This is a genomic window from Leptospira idonii (genome assembly GCF_004770995.1).
GTDB classification, from domain to species: domain Bacteria; phylum Spirochaetota; class Leptospiria; order Leptospirales; family Leptospiraceae; genus Leptospira_A; species Leptospira_A idonii.
On the sequence record NZ_RQHW01000016.1, the window covers coordinates 42,501 to 62,981 of the forward strand.

18 protein-coding genes are annotated in these 20,481 nt (G+C 41.7%); 3 read left to right on the forward strand and 15 right to left on the reverse strand.

Translation table 11 applies throughout. The features are described from left to right. Positions 1–4 precede the first annotated feature (4 nt). From trpD to EHS15_RS05065, 6 genes are read right to left on the reverse strand one after another with little or no spacing between them, the layout of a single operon-like run. Positions 5–1,051 carry an anthranilate phosphoribosyltransferase gene (gene trpD / locus EHS15_RS05040; RefSeq protein WP_135759461.1) on the reverse strand — a complete coding sequence of 349 codons (1,047 nt, stop codon included), beginning with the start codon at positions 1,049–1,051 and terminating at the stop codon, positions 5–7. After that, complete coding sequence (gene pgsA, locus EHS15_RS05045; protein WP_135759462.1) at positions 1,032–1,778, reverse strand: CDP-diacylglycerol--glycerol-3-phosphate 3-phosphatidyltransferase; 747 nt, start codon at positions 1,776–1,778, stop codon at positions 1,032–1,034. The genes trpD and pgsA overlap by 20 nt, the downstream gene beginning before the upstream one ends. Beyond that, the gene (locus EHS15_RS05050; protein WP_135759463.1) at positions 1,778–3,121 is read right to left on the reverse strand and encodes a MiaB/RimO family radical SAM methylthiotransferase; all 1,344 of its coding nucleotides are present in this window, start codon (positions 3,119–3,121) and stop codon (positions 1,778–1,780) included. The genes pgsA and EHS15_RS05050 overlap by 1 nt, the downstream gene beginning before the upstream one ends. 1 nt (position 3,122) lies before the next feature. Beyond that, the gene (locus EHS15_RS05055) at positions 3,123–4,226 is read right to left on the reverse strand and encodes a helix-turn-helix domain-containing protein (protein WP_135759464.1); all 1,104 of its coding nucleotides are present in this window, start codon (positions 4,224–4,226) and stop codon (positions 3,123–3,125) included. 23 nt (positions 4,227–4,249) lie between these two features. Then, a complete protein-coding gene (locus tag EHS15_RS05060; protein ID WP_135759465.1) occupies positions 4,250–4,963 on the reverse strand; it encodes a LolA family protein in 714 nt (237 codons plus the stop codon). A gap of 40 nt (positions 4,964–5,003) precedes the next feature. Next, the gene (locus EHS15_RS05065; protein WP_135759466.1) at positions 5,004–7,892 is read right to left on the reverse strand and encodes a DNA translocase FtsK; all 2,889 of its coding nucleotides are present in this window, start codon (positions 7,890–7,892) and stop codon (positions 5,004–5,006) included. A 163-nt stretch (positions 7,893–8,055) separates the two neighbouring features. On the opposite strand from EHS15_RS05065, the gene EHS15_RS05070 reads away from it, so the two are divergent. Then, positions 8,056–8,742, forward strand: coding sequence for a YoaK family protein (locus EHS15_RS05070; RefSeq protein WP_167884159.1), 687 nt, complete (start codon positions 8,056–8,058; stop codon positions 8,740–8,742). Between the two features lie 4 nt (positions 8,743–8,746). On the opposite strand, the gene EHS15_RS05075 is transcribed toward EHS15_RS05070, so the two are convergent. From EHS15_RS05075 to rplM, 5 genes are all read right to left on the reverse strand, one after another. After that, a complete protein-coding gene (locus EHS15_RS05075; RefSeq protein WP_135759468.1) occupies positions 8,747–9,244 on the reverse strand; it encodes a YajQ family cyclic di-GMP-binding protein in 498 nt (165 codons plus the stop codon). A 2-nt stretch (positions 9,245–9,246) separates the two neighbouring features. Then, the gene (gene alaS, locus EHS15_RS05080; protein ID WP_135759469.1) at positions 9,247–12,009 is read right to left on the reverse strand and encodes an alanine--tRNA ligase; all 2,763 of its coding nucleotides are present in this window, start codon (positions 12,007–12,009) and stop codon (positions 9,247–9,249) included. A 49-nt stretch (positions 12,010–12,058) separates the two neighbouring features. Continuing rightward, positions 12,059–13,228, reverse strand: a complete 1,170-nt coding sequence (locus EHS15_RS05085) for an MFS transporter (RefSeq protein WP_135759470.1) — start codon at positions 13,226–13,228, stop codon at positions 12,059–12,061. Between the two features lie 124 nt (positions 13,229–13,352). Then, entirely contained in the window at positions 13,353–13,748 is a 396-nt protein-coding gene (rpsI, locus tag EHS15_RS05090; protein WP_135759471.1) for a 30S ribosomal protein S9, read from the reverse strand. Between the two features lie 5 nt (positions 13,749–13,753). Continuing rightward, positions 13,754–14,206 (reverse strand): 50S ribosomal protein L13, encoded by a 453-nt coding sequence (gene rplM, locus EHS15_RS05095; protein WP_135759472.1) that lies wholly within the window; start codon positions 14,204–14,206, stop codon positions 13,754–13,756. Positions 14,207–14,283: 77 nt separating this feature from the next. On the opposite strand from rplM, the gene thiL reads away from it, so the two are divergent. Beyond that, positions 14,284–15,207 (forward strand): thiamine-phosphate kinase, encoded by a 924-nt coding sequence (gene thiL / locus EHS15_RS05100; protein WP_135759473.1) that lies wholly within the window; start codon positions 14,284–14,286, stop codon positions 15,205–15,207. On the opposite strand, the gene EHS15_RS05105 is transcribed toward thiL, so the two are convergent. Both EHS15_RS05105 and pcnB read right to left on the reverse strand, forming a co-directional pair. Beyond that, complete coding sequence (locus EHS15_RS05105; protein WP_135759474.1) at positions 15,204–16,469, reverse strand: ATP-binding response regulator; 1,266 nt, start codon at positions 16,467–16,469, stop codon at positions 15,204–15,206. The genes thiL and EHS15_RS05105 overlap by 4 nt on opposite strands. An 88-nt stretch (positions 16,470–16,557) precedes the next feature. After that, on the reverse strand, positions 16,558–18,069 hold the full coding sequence (gene pcnB / locus EHS15_RS05110; protein WP_135759475.1) for a polynucleotide adenylyltransferase PcnB: 1,512 nt from the start codon (positions 18,067–18,069) through the stop codon (positions 16,558–16,560). 66 nt (positions 18,070–18,135) lie between these two features. Here pcnB and EHS15_RS05115 point away from each other — a divergent pair, with 66 nt between their 5' ends. Further along, positions 18,136–19,137, forward strand: a complete 1,002-nt coding sequence (locus EHS15_RS05115; protein ID WP_135759476.1) for a M23 family metallopeptidase — start codon at positions 18,136–18,138, stop codon at positions 19,135–19,137. Positions 19,138–19,161: 24 nt separating this feature from the next. On the opposite strand, the gene EHS15_RS05120 is transcribed toward EHS15_RS05115, so the two are convergent. Both EHS15_RS05120 and EHS15_RS05125 read right to left on the reverse strand, forming a co-directional pair. Beyond that, positions 19,162–19,887: an SDR family NAD(P)-dependent oxidoreductase gene (locus EHS15_RS05120; protein WP_135759477.1), complete on the reverse strand. Its 726-nt coding sequence runs from the start codon at positions 19,885–19,887 to the stop codon at positions 19,162–19,164. Between the two features lie 35 nt (positions 19,888–19,922). Continuing rightward, positions 19,923–20,444 carry a Crp/Fnr family transcriptional regulator gene (locus EHS15_RS05125; protein ID WP_167884160.1) on the reverse strand — a complete coding sequence of 174 codons (522 nt, stop codon included), beginning with the start codon at positions 20,442–20,444 and terminating at the stop codon, positions 19,923–19,925. Between the last annotated feature and the right edge of the window lie 37 nt (positions 20,445–20,481).

Sequence of the window (20,481 nt, forward strand, 5' to 3'; positions counted from 1 at the left end):
TTATCTATTTGTCCAATCCTGGAACAGCCGAACTTAAATTCAATGTTTCCCGAACGAATTTTAGAACTTTTTTCTCAAGTAGGGCTGATTTTGCTAGAGAAAAACCGGATTCGATGGAATCTGCCTTACCTACCACAAAAAGTGCCGCTCCCGCATTGAGGGCCACCATATCCGCACCGGATCCGTCCTTGCCACTCAGAACATCATAAAACAAACGGGAAGATTCCTCTTGAGATCCTGCAAAAACTTCTTTTGGGTTCGGCTCTCTACCCAAAGACAAAGTCTTAGGCTCGAACACCAATTCCCTACTGGTTTTTCCATCGAAATATACATAGTCCGTAGGTTGGAAAATGGAAAATTCATCCAATCCATCTCTGGAGTGGCAGATGATGCATCTTTTCGTGCCCAAAAGAGAAAGCACCTGGGACAATACCTTCAACAAAGCTTTGTCGTACACACCTACCACTTGGTAGGCAGGAGACAACGGATTGGAAAGAGGCCCAATCAAATTGAAGAAAGTGCGAAACCCCAACTCCTTACGAACAGGGCCGGCATATTTCATAGAAGGATGCCAATGAGGAGCGAACAAAAAGATAAAACCGGTTTTATCGAATTCCTCCTCCATTTCTGTTTTCGGACGATCGAATTTATACCCGATTTGAGTGAGTATATCGGAAGAGCCGGATAAAGAAGACACGGACCGATTTCCATGTTTTGCGACTTTGACTCCTAAAGAGGCCAAAGTGAATGCAGAAAGAGTGGAGATATTAAAAGAACCTTTTCCATCTCCGCCAGTTCCACATGTATCGATGAATTCATAAGAATAAGAACGAGAAGGTTTTTCTGCGTTTTTTCTCATCGCAGAAACGAAACCTGTCAGTTCCTCTTCCGTTTCCCCTTTTTGCTTCAAAGCGGTAAGAAAGGATGCTAGCAAAACTTCAGAGACCTTTCCTAACATAACTTCCGTTAGAAAAAATTCAGCTTCTTCCCTGGAAAGATTTTGGGAAGAAATTGCTTTTTGTAGAATATCTCTAAGTTTTGATTCTGTCATAGAATATCCTTTTTAAATTAGAGAAACTGAGAAGAGAATAATTTGTGAATATATAACGAAGTCCAGAAATCACAGTGATGATGGTAGTAAACAACATACCGAAATAAGGAACGAAGGAAGCAATCGAACTGAAAAAATCAGAAGAATCCACTGGCTGATCGGAACTCATCATATTGAAAAATTCTTTCGCATTTTCGGAAGCGATTTCCATCGTGCTCATCCCCAACACTCTTCCCGCAGAATACACATCATTGATCATGGTTCTTCTTTTTCCGGAAATCAGCATAAAGATGATGAGTATGATTAAGATCGCACCCATTTGAAATGCAGTTTTCACTTTTCCCATCATAGTAGTTCTAAGAGAAGTTCCGGAGCGAACTGCAATATAACGAAGAAATGTGATGAGCATATCTCTTCCGATGATTAAAACCACCATCCAAACTTCTATAGGTTCGTGAATGAATAAAAAAGTAACAAAACATCCTATGACCAAAAACTTATCCGCCAAAGGATCTAAAAATTTACCGAATTCCGTTTGTTGGTTCCACTTACGGGCCAAATAGCCGTCCACCAAATCGGTGATAGACGCCAAAGCAAAAAGAACGAACGCAAATATCTGATACCCTATTTCTTTTTGAAACAAAGCATAAATAAAAAAAGGAAGGGCAAGCACCCTGAGAGTCGTAAGTAAGTTCGGTAAGTTCGCAATTGTTTTCCAGTCTTCCATCAGTTCACCCAAGTCCCAGCCATATCCAATTCGAAGAAAGAATCCACACGAACCTTTCCTCTCTGCCCTACGCGAAGAGATTTGTTTTCCACGAAAACGACCTCATCGATTTCGGGAGCATCTTGTAGTCTTCTTACAGTAGCCCCCTCTTCCGTAACTTCGTCCACGATCGCATCGTAAGTTCGACCAACACGCGCTTGGTGAACATCTTTCAAAACTTCCAGATAAGCATCTCTTACCAAATTCACTCGTTTGGAAATTTCTTTGTCTTTCAATTTCCCTTCCAAAAGAGCGCCTTTGGTTCCGTCTTGAGGAGAATAAGGAAACAAATTCACTTTCTCCGGTTTCACATCCTGAATAAAACGGATGATCTCATCCACATCATCTTTTGTTTCCCCAGGGAAACCCAAAATAAAAGAAGTTCGAATTTCCAAATCGGGTTTCACGGAACGTGCTTTTTCGAAAAGAGATTTGAAGTAGGAATATTCACCCGTCCGATTCATGGATTTTAAAACGGATTTGGAAACATGTTGTAAAGGAGATTCCAAATACGGAGCGATCTTATCGATTTTTCCGTAAAGATCCAGAAGTTTTTCCGTTTTTTTATCGGGATAAAGATATAACAAACGTAATATTTCCAAACCCTTCACTTCGGACACGGATTCGATCAGATGCAGAAGTTTATCAGTATCTTTTCCGTAAAAAACAGTGTCTTGGGAAACGAGGCAAATCTCTTTGGCTCCCGCAGCGATCGCTTTTCTAGTTTCGTTTAACACAGACTCTTCGGAAGAATCTTGGAACTTTCCTCTTAGGTTGGGAATGATACAGAAGTGACATCCTCTGTTGCACCCGTCGGAAATTTTTACATAAGAATACGGTTTGGAATAGTTTTCGATTCCGCTGCTTAAAGTAAGTCTTTCTAGTATATCCTCGTTGAACTCTTTCACTTCCTTAAAATCGAGAGGAAATGTTTTTTTAAGGATATCGCCCGCTTGGTCGTATTTTCCGGTTCCGAAATGAAGATCCACTTCGGGAAGATCGTCTGAAATTTCTTTCCCGGCTCTTTCCGCAAAACAACCTACAACGACCAGCTTTTGGTTACTTTTTTTTTTCAAATCGATGGAATCCAAAATCGTTTGAATGGTTTCCTTCGTAGCATCTTGGATGAAAGTGCAGGTATTGATTAGATGGAAGTCGCTCGCTTCCGGATCATTCGCAGGAAGAAGCCCCTCTTTCAAAAGGGACTGGTGCATGCTCATGGAATCTACAGTGTTTTTGGGACAACCTAAGGTTGTGATATAAAAAGACTTAGGAAGCGTTTCTGTAGAGGAAGATTTGACCATCTTATTCGCCTAACTCACCGATAATGGACTGGGTGGAATCGTAAGGATTTTGTTTGCGGATGAAGATTTTTTTCACTAGTTTACCAGGTTTGCCGAGAACAGTTCTTTCTTTTCCGTTCTGAACCATCTCAACCGCACCGCCGTCTCCTACTTTCATTTCCAAACGATCACGGGCCTCTAAATGTTTCACTTCTCCAGCAGAAACAAGACCTCTTTCTCCCATTTGACCGTCGATTACGAATTCCACATAACTTGGTTTAGAGAAAAACAAAGTGACTTGAATCGGAACATCTCCTACAGGAGGTTTAGCGGCAACGCCTTCTCTTTCTTCCTTCAAAGTAACCAGAACCTTCGCGGATTTTTCAGTCACTGCTTGGGTTACTACGCGGATGTCTCTTCTCAAACCGGAAAGTTCCGTAATGCGATAGGAAAGAATGGTTTCTTCTCCTTCCGCAGATTGAAAGGAATATACATTTTTTTCAGGAAAGATATTAAAGCCGATGATCGCCTTCCCGCCTTGCACTCCTTTGATGAACATCTTACACTGTTGGTTGTTCACGCTGAAAGAAACTCCCCTATCTTCCGTTAGGATAAAAGGAACACTCGCATTTTCAGGAACACTTTGAGAAACGAAGTTGATTCCTGAAGGAATCTCGGAAGAAGAAACAGGAACGGTAGAACTTCCCGTTTCCGTAGAAGTTTCTTCTTCAGCTACGGAACTGCCGGATTCTTCGAAACTCAAATAGATGATATAAGCGGAAACGATAAAGAGTGCCGCGGAAACCAAAGTTATGATTTTATTTCGATCCAATGTGAAACTGGATGTGGTAGGTCTCGTCAATTCTTCCAAAGGAGCCTGGGACTCTTCGATTTGTTCTCCTCTGTAAAGGTTGAGAAGCATAGCAGTATCCAACTTGAGATAACTTGCGTAATTCTTCAAAAACCCGAGTGCGAACGTTTCCGCAGGGAACTGGGAATAATCTTCCGTTTCCAAAGCGATGATGTATTTTGCGGCGATATTGGTTTCTTTCGCCACATCCTTGACCGAGAGTTTTTTCTCTTCTCTCGCTTCTCTTATGATTTGACCGACTCTTTTTGTATTCAAAACGATTTTCCTCTTAACAGGGATTAGTTTTCCGAAACCAAAGGATTATTCACTATCTTCGCATTCCCGCTGATGTGGAAATTAAAAACTCCGTCCTGGATTTCTTCTTCAAAATTAATATTAGAAAATGCTATCGTAGTTACCTTGCCTCTTCCGTCCGTAGCAACGGCGCGTTTGATTAGGTAGGATTGGGAATCCACGAATAACTTCATTTTTTCGAACCCGCCGATTTTTTCCCTTTGATCCAATTCCAAAACGAAGTATTGAGTCGGATCTTTATCTATTGCTAGGCGAGGCTGTTCGATTGCGTCGAATTTATAATGGTATTTTCTGAAAAGGCGTGCCAAACCGTCCGCACTATTCGTAGTGAAAATGGGACCGGAAGAATTTTTTTTATCCAAACTCAAGTCTTGTTTGCCGACAGCGCCTAACTTTTTAATGAAGATATAGAGAGTTTTACCGTCGGATACGATTTCGTCCCCTTCCGGTTCGTTGAAATTGTATCTGATTTTGCCGGGTCTTTTGTAGAGACATTTCCCCCGCATGGTTTTCTCTTTTTTATTTTCTTCCGTACGGATTTGGAAGTCGGCGGAATAAGAGCCTATCTCGGAAAATTTCTTTTTAATCTTTTTGACCACCTCGGAAGGAGAGTGCCAATTATGTGCAGGTGCCGTTTGGCTGAAAACGGGCGAACCCAAAGCAATTGCCAAACAAATCGAACCAACGAGAGCTTTCATAGATTCCCAATTTTTCAAGAAAGCCTCACTTGTCGATGATTTACGCTGAACGAAGGATTTCTCTGGGTTTGGAACCGATTTGAGGGGATACATATCCTCTCATTTCCATAAGTTCCATGAGTCTCGCCGCCTTATTATAGCCGATTCGCATCCTTCTTTGCAGGTAACTAGCGCTCGCCTTTTTTTCTGTCACAACGATATTCCAAGCCTCGTCAAATAGCTCTTCGTCTTCGTCAGAAACAGATTCCGCTCCACTTCCTTCCTCATCCCAATTCATCTCCACATAAGCGGGAGAACCCTGTTTTTTGGACTCTTCCACAATGGCTTCGATTTCCTTTTCTTCGATAAAAGGCGCCTGGATTCTCATCAAATCGGAAGATGTAGGAGATCTGTACAAAAAGTCCCCTTTTCCGAGAAGGGATTCCGCCCCGTTCGTGTCCAGAATGGTTCTAGAATCTGTTTTTTGCGCCACATGGAAAGCCACTCTGGCAGGACAGTTGGCTTTGATGAGTCCGGTAATTACATCCACGGAAGGTCTTTGGGTCGCCATCACCAAATGGATTCCCACGGCTCTCGATTTTTGAGAGATACGAGTGATTTGATCTTCCAATTCCTTTCCGGAAACCATCATTAAATCCGCAAGCTCGTCTATAAAAATCACGATATAAGGAAACTTTTGGTATCCTTTTTTAGAGGCGAACTCTTCCACCTTATCGTTGTAACTTTTGAAATCACGGCTTTTCAATTGAGAGACGATTTGATAGCGGGATTCCATTTCCTGAATGGCCCAGGAAAGCGCCTTAGTCGCCTTTTTAGGATCCGTAATCACAGGCATCAAAAGATGAGGGATGTCTTCGTACAAAGTCATCTCCACCATTTTAGGATCGATCATAATAAATCGCACTTCTTCCGGACTTCTTGTGCAGATCAGACTTGTGATCATGGAGTTTAAACTCACCGATTTACCGGAACCTGTAGTACCTGCTACAAGTAAGTGAGGGAGTTTCGCCAAATCGATGATGACCGTTTTCCCGGAAATATCCTTTCCTATCGAAATGGTTAAATCTTTCGTTTTGTTTTGCAGAATGGATTCTTTTAGGATCTCGGAAAGATACACATCCTCTCTATGAATATTAGGAACTTCGATTCCGATGGAGGATTTGCCTGGAATCGGAGCCACGATCCTGATGTTCTTCACAGCCAAATGCAGTTTCAATTCATCGGAAAGAGAAGTGATTCTGCTGAGTTTGATTCCATGAGGAATGGTCAATTCATAACGAGTGATGATGGGACCTCTTTCTCTGGAAGTCACCTTCGATTCGATTCCATAATAACCGATGATCTCTTCGATCTTTTTGCCGACCACTTCCAGCTCGGAATCGAACTTTGCCGTATAAGAAGAAGAAGGTTTATGATCCACCAAAAGTTTGGGAGAAATATAATAACTTCCCTTTTTCAATTTGGCAAGAGGAACCATAGACCCGAATGCGAATTGAGGTTGCTCTTCCTTTTTAGAAGGTTTTGCTTTTCTCTCTTTGAGAGAATATACATTGGTAGGAGGAAGAACTTCCTCCTCCTCTTCCCATTCTTCCTCGAGATCTGCAGAAAGTGCTTCCGGTTCCAAATCGGAATTTACGGAAATAGATTCGATATCATTCGAATCGAATTCTTCCTCGGCTTCCTCATCCCAAGAAACTTCTTCCGAAGAAAGAGAAGTTTCCACCTCGGTCTCACTTTCCAATTCTTCTTCCTCTTCCGAAGAAGTTTCCTCTGTACGGGAATATAAATTCAAATCCTCAAACCCGAATTTAGGAACAGGTTTTTTCAAAGAAGATGCAGGATTGATTTCTGAAATTAAGTTTGCGTAAGAAAACTCAGAAGAACGCTCGGAACGTTTTTCTTCTTCGAAAGAAATTTCCTCTTTTTCCGAACGAATAGAAATATCGGAAGTCATTTCAGAATCAGGCAACGTTCTGAAATCGGAAACCTTCATACGAAATCTATCTTGTGCAGAAGGTTCCGTTTTTAATTTTTTCTGTAAACGAACGGATGCATTGTGAAAACGGAAGATCCTGCCTGACTCTTCAAAAAAGCCCTCATACAAAGAAGTGTTTTTATACACAAGTTTAGGCAAAGATGGAACGGTTTCTTTTGCGGAACCAAAGCCTGTTACGGAAGACGGTTCTTCTTCCGAAGAAAAGGAAGGTTCACTTTCATCCAACCATTGAGGTCTGCCGTTGTTTGCCGGAGACAAACTTTCCGTTTTTCTTTCGAACCATTTTTTGGAAGATTCGATCGCTTCGGAAGGATACGATCTTTCTTGGGGAACGGAAACATAACCTTGAAAAAAAGAAGGAAGTTTAAAATGGGAAAGATCCTTCTTTCCACCTAATTCCCGATAAATCACATTCGTCCAATGAGTGAGTTTTCCCAAAGTGAAGTTCCATGCGGAATCTTCCAGCCAGATGATCGCGGAATATAAGAATAAAAAGAAAACGACAATCATCCTTCCCGTATCACCGAAAAGATAATTCAATACCCAAGAAAAAAATTGACCGAATATCCCTCCTCCGTCACCTAACACTCCCATAGGAGCTTCCAGTATGTTCAGGGAAACAGTGGATGCGACTAGGAACAAAGGAAAAAACAACGCCTTTCCCAATCTATCGAAGTCGGGGTTTTTAAAGGAAACCACTCCCAAAATCAAAGAAAAACCTGCCAAAAGAAAAGAAGATTTCCCCAAAAGATAGAACAAAGTAAAGGATACATAGTATCCTATCCTGCCGAACCAATTCGATCCGGAGCCATCCTCTCCTTCCGAGAAGGAAAAAAGGGATAAAATCAAAAACACTCCCGCAAAAACAAGAACGTAAGGAACGAAATCCTGGCGAACCGCATTCCATTTAGGTATGGCTTTTTCTTTGTCCATACAGCAACTATCGGACGCTTTTGGGACATAGACTGGAAAAAACTGACCAGAAAAAAGGAAAAAAGAACAGAAAAGCTCCGCCAAAACCATCGATGAAGAGACTAATAAAAGAGAGATTTTCCAATAGCGAACTCTCACTCAAATCATTCAGAAGGGTATTTTTTTGGAGCAAAATCAAGAGTCAGATAACCTAGAAAAACTTATATTCATCGCAAATTCGATCCTGCTCATCACAGTAGCCGGTCTTATCAATTCCATCGTCATTTTGGGAGTTCATGGATCTGCAGTTGCTCATTCCACAGGCAATGCCAGTTCCTTTGCCATAGAACTTTCTCATGGAAACTTTTCTTACCATCTTGTTTTCCTAATTTCCAGCTTCCTTATAGGTGCTTTCGTTTCGGGAGGCCTCATCGGTTCCTCAAAGTACAAAAAGGAAAACAAATACGGACTACTTCTTATCGTAGAATCCATGATACTTCTATTAGGCGACTTTCTATATTTTAACGATGTAGAGATAGGAGCCTACGCATTTTCCTTTGCTTGCGGTCTTCAGAACGCATTGGTAATGACATTCCGAGGAAGCATCATTCGAACCACTCACTTAACGGGAATCATCACAGACTTGGGAAGTTTTTTAGGACAAAAAGCGAGAGGAGTTCCCGTGGAATTTTGGAGAATCTATATGAATTTCTTCCAAATCGTAGGGTTTCTTATAGGAAGTTTTTTCGGAGCGTTTTTCTTTTTGGAATACGGAACCATCATGATCTGGCTTCCGGCGATCACCTGCTTCTGCTTAGGTGTATCCTATAACATCTGGCAGGGTCACTTCCGAAAAGTGGTGAATCTCTAACCGTTCAACCTTTAAAGTTGGTGAAGCTTGCGTCGAAATTGAAATTCGCATTTCGAATCGCTTGCATCACCGCTTGCAAATCGTCCTTCTTTTTCCCTGTCACTCTTACTGAGTCTCCTTGGATGGCGACCTGCACTTTCAATTTTGCGTCTTTGATTAAATTCGTGATTTGTTTGGTTTGTTCTTTGTCCAAACCGTTTTGAATTTTCACCTTTTGGCGCACAGATTGTCCAGTAGCGGGCTCTATCTTCGATTCGAAATCGAAAGCCTTCAGACTGATTCCTCTTTTCGCCATTTTTGTGGTGAGTACGTCGATCACTTGCTTCAGTTTAATGTCATTTTCGGAAGTAAGAACGATTTGTTCGTCCTGTAATTTAATTTCCGAATTAGAACCTTTAAAATCGAACCTTGTGGATATTTCCGTCATGGCTTGGGAAATCGCATTCTGCAATTCCGGTCTTTCCAATTTGGAAACGATATCAAACGATGGATCTGCTGGCATGATTAACCTCCGAATTTGTTTTTAATTTCATTCACTGCCGATTCCAAAGCGGAATCGATTTGTTCCGGATTTTTACCTCCGCCTTGTGCCATATCGGGACGGCCGCCGCCTTTTCCTCCCAATAGTTCCAAAGATGTTTTGAGAAGATTGCCGCAATGGACTCCCGCATCATTCAACACCTTATTGCACATAAAAACCAGAGTGGAACTGTCTCCTTCTTTGGAAGCGAAAAGGCAGAGGATTTTAGGTTCTCTGGCTTTCAAAGAATCCGCTAGATCTTTCAAGGATTTCGCATCTACTCCATCGAACACTCTTTTGGCGATTGTAATGTCTTTTACCTTGAGTGAGGAGTTAAAAATATCTTCCACTAATTCTGGATTTAGCTGAAAAGAAAGTGCTTCTTTTTTCTTCTTTTCCCTATGAAGGGCTGCCGATTTTTCCGCAAGAGAAGACTCCAAAGCTTTTTTGATCTCTCTCAGAGATTCAACAGCTAATGTCTTTTTTGTTTCGAAGATAGATTGAATTTCTTCAGGAGCCGGTATTTTATCCAAAATTCCATGTTGTTTTAGATCGCCATACACTTCTTTGGCGCCCAAATTGTAGTCTTGGATTTTTTCGGCAAGAGACTGGAATACGGATTGAAAATAATCTATGACAGGGTCTCCGCAAATCGCTTCGATCCTTCTGTTTCCCGCACCGGGGCTTCCTTCTTTGATAAGTGCGAAATAAGCGATTTCTTTCGTATTGGAAACATGAGTTCCTCCGCAGAATTCCTTGGAACTGTCTCCCATAGTGACCACTCTCACTAAATTTCCGTATTTTTCATCAAACATAGACAAGGCGCCAGAAGTTTTCGCTTTTTCAATAGGAAGCACTTCCGTTTCCACTGCCACCGATTTAGCGACAGCTTCATTTACATCTTTTTCTATCTTTCTGATTTCTTCCTCGGTCAATGCGGAAGGATGAGAAAAGTCGAATCTTAAATAATCGGGGGAAACTACGGAACCTTTCTGAGCTACATGAGTTCCTAAGATTCGACGAAGAGCGCCGTTGAGTAAGTGTGTTCCTGAGTGGTGACCTGCCAGTCTTTGTCTTCTGCCTGCGTCCACTTCCGTTTCCAAAACATCTCCTACTCGGATTTCTCCTCGCAGAACAAGGCCAAGGTGTAAATGGGATTCGTTTTCTTTCTGAGTGTCCTGCACTTGGAATTGAAACTGAGCATTTTTCAAATAACCCCAATCTCCCAATTGCCCTCCTCCTTCCGCATAAAAAGGAGTTTGGTCAAGAAGAACGACTCCTTCTTCTCCTGCTTTGAGAGAGTTTACTTGTTTCCCGTCTTTGAATAAATAAAGAACTTTGGAGTTTCCGGTTAACCGAGTGTAGCCGGTAAATTCGGTTTTGAGAGCGGATGAATCGCTGATTCCCGTAAGATAGGTATTTTTTTTACCCTTCCAACTGGCACGGGAAAGATCTCTGTCCTTTTCCAATTCCGCATCGAATTCGGAATCGTTGAAGCTGAACCCTCTTTCCAAAACCAATTCTCTGGTCATCTCTTTAGGAAAACCGAATGTGGAATACAATCGGAAACTATCGACACCCTTAACGTCCGTTTGTCCTTGGGATTTCATTCGGACAAGCAGTTCTTCCAATTCCTCCAAACCGACTTCCAAAGTATTGAGGAAAAGCTCCTCCTCTTTGCGAATCACATTTTGGATTTCGGAAGCTCTTTCTTTCAGTTCCGGATAACGGGAAGAATAAATTTGAGTGAGAGTTTCTACGATTTTATACAGAAAAGGTTCTTTGATTCCTAATTTTCTGGCAAACAAGGAAGCTCTTCGAATGAGTCTGCGGATCACATAACCACGGCCTGTACGATCTGGATAAATTCGATCGCCTATGGAGAAAAATACGGAACGGGAATGATCCGTAATGACTCTAAAGTTCACCTTAGTGGACTCATCGTATTTTTTGCCGGAAAGAGTTTCTATCGTTTGGATGATATGTTTCAATTCATCCGTATCGTACACTGAGTCCACTTCTTGAAGAAGCATAGCGACTCTTTCCAAACCGGAACCTGTATCGATTCCTGTTTGTTTGAGAGGAAGAAGTTCCCCTGTTACTGTTTGGTTGAATTGGTTGAAAACCAAATTCCAATATTCCAAATAACGATCACAGTCACATCCGGGTTTGCATGTGCCGGAGGTACCACAATCTGGGCCTCCTTTTTCAGGGCCTCTGTCCAAATACAATTCGGAACAAGGTCCGCAAGCTCCGCTGTCACCTGCCGGTCCCCAGAAATTGTCTTTTTTGCCAAGGCGAACGATTCTTTCTTCTGGAATCCCCGCTTTCATCCAAATCTCTTTGGCTTCATCGTCATCCAAATAGATGGTCACCCAGATTTTGTCCTTAGGGATCTCCAACTTTTGCAGAGAAAAGTCTAATGCGAATTCAATGGCTTCTTTTTTGAAATAATCTCCGAAGGAAAAATTTCCCAACATTTCGAAGAAAGTACAATGGCGTTCCGTTTTACCTACCACTTCCAAATCTGTGGTTCTTAAACATTTTTGTATGGAGGCGGCTCTGGTATATGGCAGCTCAACGGCACCCGTAAAGAGGGGTTTGAACTGAACCATTCCTGCGGTTGTGAATAATAATGTAGGATCTCCTGCAGGGATCAAACTGGAGGAAGGCACGATGGAATGGGCTTTCGATTGAAAGTAGCTAAGGTAGAGATCACCGATCTCTTTGACCGACTTAAATTTCATACACTTACAGGGATTTCCTTTTTGCCTGTTTTCGCAAGAAGTTTAGGATTTAAGTCCGCCTTAATTCGGAATAAAGAAAAAAAGAAATGAGACTGGCAGAAACCAAAAACCCTCCGAACGCCCAAAAAGCACCATGGATTCCCAAAGCCTCTCCCAGAAGGGCGGACAAAAAACCGGAAACGGCGGGAGTGAACTGGAAACAAACCATATAGAGGGAAAGGACTCTTCCTCGCAAACGATCCTCCGCTCTTTTTTGCAAGATGGAAGGAAGAAGGCTGGATAAAACTCCTCCTGTGATCCCGAACAAAAATAAGAAAAAGGAAGTCACCCAAGGAATTTCCCAAGGGAAAAAACCCCAGAAAAATAGAGAGGCAAGAAGACACATGGAAAGCAGGATCAATCCCTTTCTCTCCGACTTATGAAGTATAAGACTGAGAACTCCTCCGAAAAAAAGTCCTAGCCCCAAAGTAAAAAGAACGGAGCCTCTCTCCAACTCCCCCAAATGCAGGATCTCTTTCACATACAATGGAAGTAACACTTGGATAGGTCCCAATGCGATCATCGACAGAATCGTTACATAAAGAACTTGTCTGGAGACAGTGTCAGAAAAGAAAAAATGAACCACATCTCTTAAATCAAACTTGGGCCTCTCCGAAGAAGAAACAGCCTCGGAAACTCGAACCAGTAAAATCAAAAGCATACTTACCGCATGAGTCAAGGCCAGCCAAAGAAAGATCGTAGAAAAACCTGCATGTTCCCTGAAAAAACCGATGAGAAGAGGATTGATTCCGAAAAACAAAATCAAAAGTAAATTTCCGGAAATGGTATGAAGCACCAAACGATTGTGAGGAGCAATGTCTCTGAGGATCGCCATCCTTCCAGGAAGAACCGTGGTCATTCCGATTCCGTTCAGGAAAGCGATTGCGAACAAACTGTAAGGATGAGCCAAAACCCAATCATGAAATAAAAACAAAAAGAACGCCGCAAGGAAATGCAGTCCTTGGAATAAAAATAGAACCCATTTTTTGCTGAAACGATCGAGCAGATATCCTGTCCCTAAAAAGAGAAGTGGGAAAGGCAAAAATAAGAAGAAGAACACAAGACCTGAAAATCCTTTGTTCAAGGAAAAACTTTGGCAAAAGATCACTACCGTATATAAGAAGGAACTTCCCGCAAGAGTTCCGATCGCAAAAGCAAGATAGTATAAAAACAGGTTCATGGATCAAAGAATAGTCCCGGGACGAAAAAAACACCAAGCATAAATTCGAATTCGGATAAGGCGGTAAAAACAAAAAAGCCTCCCGTTACCGGAAGGCTTTCCAAAAAAAGAGGGAAAATGAATTTTAACGTTTGGAGAACTGAGTTCCTCTTCTCGCTTTGTGTAGACCGTATTTTTTACGTTCCACCATACGATTGTCACGAGTAAGAAAACCTTCTTTCTTCAAAGCAGGTTTCAAAGACTCATTGAAAGCAACAAGTGCACGAGCAACTGCATGGCGAATCGCTCCCACTTGACCGACCACTCCACCACCTGTTACGTTGAGAAGAATGTCGTATTTGTCTCTTGCATCCAAACTAAGAAGAGGCTCAAGAGCTCTTCTTACTAGGTGCTCACCATTTTTGATGTATTCAGCAACATCTTTTTGGTTCACAGTGATTTTACCGGAACCGGAAGAAATTCTAGCTCTTGCTACGGAAGTTTTACGACGGCCTACCGCCCATACTGCTTTTTGTGCCATATAAATTATTTCAACTCCAGTTTCAACGGTTTTTGAGCGCTTAAGTTATGTTCTGCGCCAGCGAAAACTCTACAATTACGAAGCATTTGATCCCCTAACTTGGATTTAGGGAGCATACCTTTTACAGCTTCGGTAATGATTCTTTCCGGGTTTTCTTGGATGAGTTTATGAAAAGCAATAGCAGTCATACCACCTGGGTAACGAGAGTGATGGTAGTAAATCTTTTGTTCGCTTTTACGTCCGGTAACAGCTACTTTAGAAGCATTCACGATGATGATGTTATCACCACAGTCTTGGTTCGGTGTAAAAGTAGGTTTGTGTTTTCCGCGAAGACGAGTCGCAACTTGGCTAGCAAGTCTGCCAAGAGTTTTATCAGTAGCATCCACAACGTACCACTGTTTTTGTGTTTCTTCTTTTTTCAAAGAAGGGGTCTTGTGGGCTTTAGACAATAGTTCCATAAGTACGAGATTTTCCTCTTTTCTGTCAGGATTTTCGGTTTTCACGGACGGTCAAACATATTTATTGGAACTTACCTTTGCAAGAATCCGAAATCATACGCACCCTATTCCCCGGGAAAAGTTTTCCGGAAGATGATTGTTATTTTCTCTCCCCGGACACTCTTGTCACCACGGATTCCCTAGTGGAGGGAACCCATTTCCTTCATGAATGGTCCAGTCCTACCCAAATTGCGGAAAAACTCATAGAAGTCAATGTTTCCGACATCGCTGCCTCAGGAGGGAAACCCCGTCTTTGTTTTCTAAATCTAGGGCTTTCTCTTTTTTCCAAAGAAGAGAAATGGGTGAAGGAATTTACTAAATCCTTTTTAAAACGACTGAAGGAATACAAAATGGATTTGGTGGGAGGAGACACATTTTACTCCCAAACCACCCACCTCACACTGACTGTTTTCGGGAAAACAAAGCAGCCTTGGTTCCGTTCTGGGGGGAAAGAAGGAGACTTCCTCTATCTTACCGGTTCCGTGGGAAACTCGGAATTAGGATTGCAAATCCTAAACAAAACCAAAACGGGAAAAGGAGCCTCCGCCAAACCGGCCCTCGCCAAACACCTAAGTCCTAAATCAAGAGTTCCTTTGGTTTCTCATCTGCAAAAATTCGAAATCCATGCCTGTATGGATCTTACGGATGGAATCATCCAAGACAGCCGTAGAATGGCTCTCGCTTCCAAAGGAAAATTAGAAATCGATATGGACCTTCTTCCCATAGACAAATTCGCTAGAGAAAACCTAAGTTGGGACGAAGTCCTTTCTTCCGGTGAAGAATTGGAACTTTTGTTTTTGTCTCCGAACCTTCTCCCCTCGAAGATCGGAGGAGTTCCCGTGACGAGGATAGGAAGATTTTTGCCTGCAAAGAAAAATAAGAAAAAGAAGGTCGTAGAGTTTTCGTTAAATGGTTCTGTCTATGAACCTCAAAAATTGGGATTTCTCCACTTCCAAAGTTAAAACTTAGCATTCACTGGAATACTGACTTTGAATTCGATTTTAGAACCTGGCCCGTATTCCAAGTGGTCTTTTAAGTTCATCACTTGGACTGTGCCTCCGAATTTAACGATTGTTTCTCTCACCAAAGTGAGTCCGATTCCGAAATCCAAGGTTTTATGGGATTCGTATATGTTTTTATTCAAACGAAAGAAAGGTTCGAAAATAAGTCCTCTGTATTCGTTAGGGATTCCTTCTTCCAAAGAAGAACTTGCTTCTACGGAATTGATGAAAGAAAGAGTGAGTTTGTCCCTTTCCGCATAAACCAAAATAAAGATTTTAGAATGGTTCGGTGAGAATTTCATAGCATTGAAAAGAAGCTCGGAAACTACCTTTCTAAAATAATTGCGATTCACCTGAATCATATAATGAGGGTGGATGATTGTGTCCGGTCTTCCCAAAATCAGAGATTGTTTTTTAATCTCAAGAAAGCAGGTGAGATCTTTTTTGATATTTTCCATCTCCGTCCATGCTTCTTCGAAAGTGATTTTCTCCATAGAAACTCGATCGAAAATCATATCTTCGATTTCAGTAAACGTATCCAGGATTTTTTTCGCATATCCTGCGTTATCTTCCAAAATCCCCAAAACTTCCTGATCCAAAATATAATTTCCCAATTCGTTTCTTTGCATTCCTTTGATGATGTCTATGATCTGGACGAGAATCCCGAAGCCGGCTCCTTGAGAAAGGCTGGCACGAAGTACATGGAATAAGTTTTTATGAAGGGAATGAAGATCGTTGTCCCCTCCCGTCATTGCCTTGTTTTTGAAACTGTACCAATCTAAAAGTTTCTCCAAAGAAAGAAGTTTTTCTTTTTCATACACAGTCTTTTGATAAGTGGCTTCCGATCTCGACAGATGGTATTTGATTTTGGAGATCATATCCTGGGGATGGATGGGTTTGATGAGATAGTCTTGTACGTTTTCCTTCATCACTTCGATGATGGAAGTGACTTCCGTTTCGGAGGAGATGACTAAGATGGGAATTCCTTTGTTGATGCTGCGTACATCTCGGATGAAATCGATTCCGTTTCCGTCGGGGAGCATCAGATCGCAAAGCAAAATGTCCAGGTCGGCAAGTCTGTGTTTGACCAGAAATTCTCTAGCGACTTTCAGATCACAGACGGTGACTACATCGGCACCTTCTCTGCGTAAGATCCCTGCATAGAACAGCGCAGTAGTCGGATCGTCTTCCAAAATAAGAACACTGATTCTGCTTGAAAACATGCGATCCCCCTTTTCACGAAAAGGAAAAGGGGGATTCGAAAAAAAAGCAAGTATTTAAACTAGCAGTCGTTTTATGAAATGAAACTTGTTAGGCTTCGTCCTCGCCTTCTGTGCGGTTTGGTCTAGGTTCCCTAGGTTCGAAATGAGATTCTTGTTCTCGGTTCGTTCCTCTTTCGTTCGACTCAGGGGATGGTTCGGGATTTTGCCCTTCTCCTCCTTGCTGTTGTCTACCTGGATGGGGACCTCTGCCTCCTCTCATTTTCTTTCTAGGAGGACGTTTCTTTTCCTTTTTTCGGTTCTGCTGTTGCCCGAAATTATGAGAATCCGGTTTCGGTCTTTGGCGAAGAGAGATTTCCCAGAAAAATGCGGATTGAACGGCTGCCTCATTGTTCTCGGAAAGAGCCACGATCTTATACACCATAAAGGCATCGTAGAAGTAGTCTTTCTTTTTGAAAAAGGAGTTTTGTCTTTCCTTTTCATCGTCCGTCACTAGGAACCTAGGCTGGCTGATGAAAATCTTAACAAGGTTGTCTTGTTCTCTTTTTGGAATTCCCATTCTTTCGAAAACAGGCTGCAAAGCTTCTTTGATGTTATGAGCGATGTGGCCTTTGTCCGATTGAAAGATGTCGCTTACTATATCGTAAAAGATCAGGGAGTAAAAAATCGCAGGAGTCATCTCCTCGCGGGCAGATAACAACTGATCGGTGATCGCAAGTCTTTTGCCGAGAGGAGTTTCAAGGAAATGTTCCTTCCACTCTGGATCGGTTTTCTTCAAACGATCGATGGATTCTTTAAATAAAACTTCGAAAAGGTGATTCTCCGCCAGACCGTGAAAGATCTGAGAAGTTTTCCAAGTTCGAAACATTTTATTGTATTCTTCCAAAAGTCTAGCTGAGGAGGATTTTTCGATTTCCAAACGGTTTTTTTTGATCGCCAGTTTGGTTTTCTTTTCGATATCCAATCCGAGCAAAACGGAAAACTTAACCGCACGTAACATGCGGACAGGATCCTCTTTGAAGGAAATATCCGGATCGCCGATCACTCGAACGATTTTCTTTTGTATGTCGTCGAACCCGCCTACGTAATCCAGAATGGAATCGTTCTTGGGATCGTAAAACAACGAATTGATGGTAAAGTCGCGTCTTGCCGCGTCTTCCTTTGCTGTCCCGAAAGAGTTGTCTCTTTTGATCAGATAGTCGTTGTCAGCTTTGTGTTTTTCCAATCGATGTTCCGGCAGGGAACGAAAAGTGGAAACCTCAATGATTTTGCCTTTAAAAATGATATGAACAATTTTAAATCTTTTTCCGATGATGCGGCAATTATTGAAGATCCTCTTGATCTGATTGGGAGTTGCGCTGGTAACAATATCAAAATCTTTTGGGCGTTTGCCCATGAGTAGATCACGCACTCCTCCACCCACAAGATAAGCCTTGTAGCGGAATTTATTCAGTCGATTGATGATTTTAATAGCATCTTCATCAATGTTGGTACGACGGATGGAGTGGGTTTCTCTATAGTATCTCTTTCCCTCGGGATACATCAAAAAGGAATCGACAGAGTCGGCTTTCTTTCTGAAAAGAGAAGTGAGAAATTTAAACATATTGGATTCGTCCACTTTCCCCTCAAAAAAGGCATGGGCAAGTAAAAATTGGTAGAATAGACCGCTTTGCAAGAAACTTACTCCACAACGGCATACGAAAGGCTCCTGATCTCTCAATTGCGCTGGAAAAAGCGTATTTTGAGACTATTCGAAAAAGGAAGAAGCAAAGTGAGCTTTGTTCTCATTCCCAATAACGAAAAGGCCCTCTTCCAAATCGAAATTTCCGTAGGAATGCTGCTTTTCCTCTCCTCCCTGGCTGCCACCCTTGTAGGACTTTCCCTAATTTTCCTGGTTTACTTTTCCTTCTTTTTCGAACCGAATCGTTCCCTGGAAAAAAGGACAGAAACCCAACTCATCTCTTTTTTGTTTTACGATCTTCTCTCTCAAGACCTAACAGACTCAGTGCGGGACCTGGAAAAATCTTCGGAAGCATTGAACCTGCTTGCTTGGGATGAAATTCCGGAAAAGGAAATGATCACTCAGGACTATCTTCTCAAAGAGGAATTCGAGAGGGACAAAACACAATTAGATTCCAATTTGAATCTTTATAAACAGGTAGTTACCACCTACACAGAGTTTGGTGTCAGATTGGGAAACCTGGTTCCTAATTTTCAGAATGCAATCGATTATCTTTCCATGAGAGAAAGTATCTTCTACTCTATGCCGAGAGGAAGACCTCTGAAGCCGGGAGTGGGAGTCGTTACTTCTACGTTCGGGTACAGAAGCGACCCGTTCGGAATTTTGCCCATAGGTGAATCTCACTCAGGGATCGATTTTGCGGCAGGAGAAGGAACTCCTATCTACGCCACAGGCCCTGGAATCGTAGATGTGGATACTGCCCAAGGGGGACTAGGAAAATCGGTTCGGATCAATCATGAAAACGGTTTTCATACGGTTTACGGACACTGCTCTTTGGTTTTAGTGAATCCGGGAGACAGAGTGAAACGAGGCGACAAAATTGCGTTAGTCGGTCAAACGGGAAAAGCAACGGGAGCTCACGTTCACTACGAAGTGAGAATCGGATTGGATTCCCCTCTTGATCCGGAAGAATACATCAACCTAGACTAAATCCCTCTTTCACCAAATCTTCGCTTATCGAACAATTCTTTCCGCAAGCTTTCCTGAAAATTTAGAAATCAAATGCAATAAACCTGTTTTTCCTATATAGAACTCTTTTTTTCCTTTTTGGTAGGATCGGTAGAATTCGGAAGCAAATTTCTCAGCACTCATAGTTCCTTTTAAAACTCTTCCTTTTGTCATATCAGTAGCAACAAGAGGAGGAATCACCTCGACCACTTGTATGTTTTTGTATTCCTTCAATTGGAGTGCCAAAGAACGGGTAAATCTACTCAGAGCCGCTTTGGATGAGGAATACATAAGCACATTCTTTCTGGAAACGAAGGACAATGCGGAAGTAAGATTCAATATTTTAGAATTTTCTTTTTTTAGGAACACGGGAAGGATTCTATGAATCAAAAGAGCAGGAAACAAAAAATTGATTTCCAGTTCTTTCCTCATTCTGTCGGATAGATCGCCCTCTTCTTCGAAAGAATCATTGTATTGAATTCCTGAATTGTTGATGAGTACATTGATCTCATTGATTTCGATTTCTTTTGCGAGAGATTCCAAGGATGTTTCCTTAGAATCGTAAACAAAATAACGAACATTAGGAATCACCTTCTGCGCAGATTCGATCGATGTTCGGTTCGTACCTGTCCCATAGACAGTAAAGCCTTCCGAATGGAATTTACGAAGAAGAGCAAGACCAATCCCTCTAGTGCTTCCGGTAATTAGAATTTTATCTTTTTTCAGATTCATATCAATGAATCTAGCGGACTTTCTAAAAAAAGTAATTAACCTAGGTTAAATAATTTGGATTTGATTCTGCTAAAAGCTACGTTTGTGATTCCTAAATAGGATGCGATTTCATAATCTTTCAGTCTATGGATCAGGCTTTTACGGGTTTGAACGAATTCTAAGTATCTTTGTTCTGCAGATAGAAGTATAAAGTCGGATTCTCTTTTTTCCTTTTTAAGATACAGATTGTCCGAAATCGACTTCAAGAGAGAAACGAAAGGAAGTTGGTTTCCGAACCTCGCTTCCAAAACTAAAAAATCCGCTTCCCAAACGAAGGAGTCTTCCAAACTCACAATTCGAAAGACGGGAGGAGTTTGCCTGAGCAAAGAAGAGTATGCTCCTATGACGTCCCCTTCCCCGCAAAAATCTTTTATGTATTCCTTTTCCGAGTTTTCATAAACAAGTTTGAAAAGCCCCGATTCGACGAAACCGATCTTATTAAAACTATCTTCTTTTTCGATGAAACTTTTCCCTTTCGAATAACCTTTCTTAAAGAAGAAAGAGCGAAGGTTTTCCATTTCTTTCTGAGAAAAGGAAAACCGTTTCAAAAAGGGA

Coding starts and splice junctions, on each gene's coding strand:
- trpD (WP_135759461.1), bottom strand. CDS start 1,051: ATGACAGAATCAAAACTTAGAGATATTCTACAAAAAGCAATTTCTTCC.
- pgsA (WP_135759462.1), bottom strand. CDS start 1,778: ATGGAAGACTGGAAAACAATTGCGAACTTACCGAACTTACTTACGACT.
- EHS15_RS05050 (WP_135759463.1), bottom strand. CDS start 3,121: ATGGTCAAATCTTCCTCTACAGAAACGCTTCCTAAGTCTTTTTATATC.
- EHS15_RS05060 (WP_135759465.1), bottom strand. CDS start 4,963: ATGAAAGCTCTCGTTGGTTCGATTTGTTTGGCAATTGCTTTGGGTTCG.
- EHS15_RS05065 (WP_135759466.1), bottom strand. CDS start 7,892: ATGGACAAAGAAAAAGCCATACCTAAATGGAATGCGGTTCGCCAGGAT.
- EHS15_RS05075 (WP_135759468.1), bottom strand. CDS start 9,244: ATGCCAGCAGATCCATCGTTTGATATCGTTTCCAAATTGGAAAGACCG.
- alaS (WP_135759469.1), bottom strand. CDS start 12,009: ATGAAATTTAAGTCGGTCAAAGAGATCGGTGATCTCTACCTTAGCTAC.
- EHS15_RS05085 (WP_135759470.1), bottom strand. CDS start 13,228: ATGAACCTGTTTTTATACTATCTTGCTTTTGCGATCGGAACTCTTGCG.
- rpsI (WP_135759471.1), bottom strand. CDS start 13,748: ATGGCACAAAAAGCAGTATGGGCGGTAGGCCGTCGTAAAACTTCCGTA.
- rplM (WP_135759472.1), bottom strand. CDS start 14,206: ATGGAACTATTGTCTAAAGCCCACAAGACCCCTTCTTTGAAAAAAGAA.
- EHS15_RS05105 (WP_135759474.1), bottom strand. CDS start 16,469: ATGTTTTCAAGCAGAATCAGTGTTCTTATTTTGGAAGACGATCCGACT.
- pcnB (WP_135759475.1), bottom strand. CDS start 18,069: ATGTTTAAATTTCTCACTTCTCTTTTCAGAAAGAAAGCCGACTCTGTC.
- EHS15_RS05120 (WP_135759477.1), bottom strand. CDS start 19,887: ATGAATCTGAAAAAAGATAAAATTCTAATTACCGGAAGCACTAGAGGG.
- EHS15_RS05125 (WP_167884160.1), bottom strand. CDS start 20,444: ATGGAAAACCTTCGCTCTTTCTTCTTTAAGAAAGGTTATTCGAAAGGG.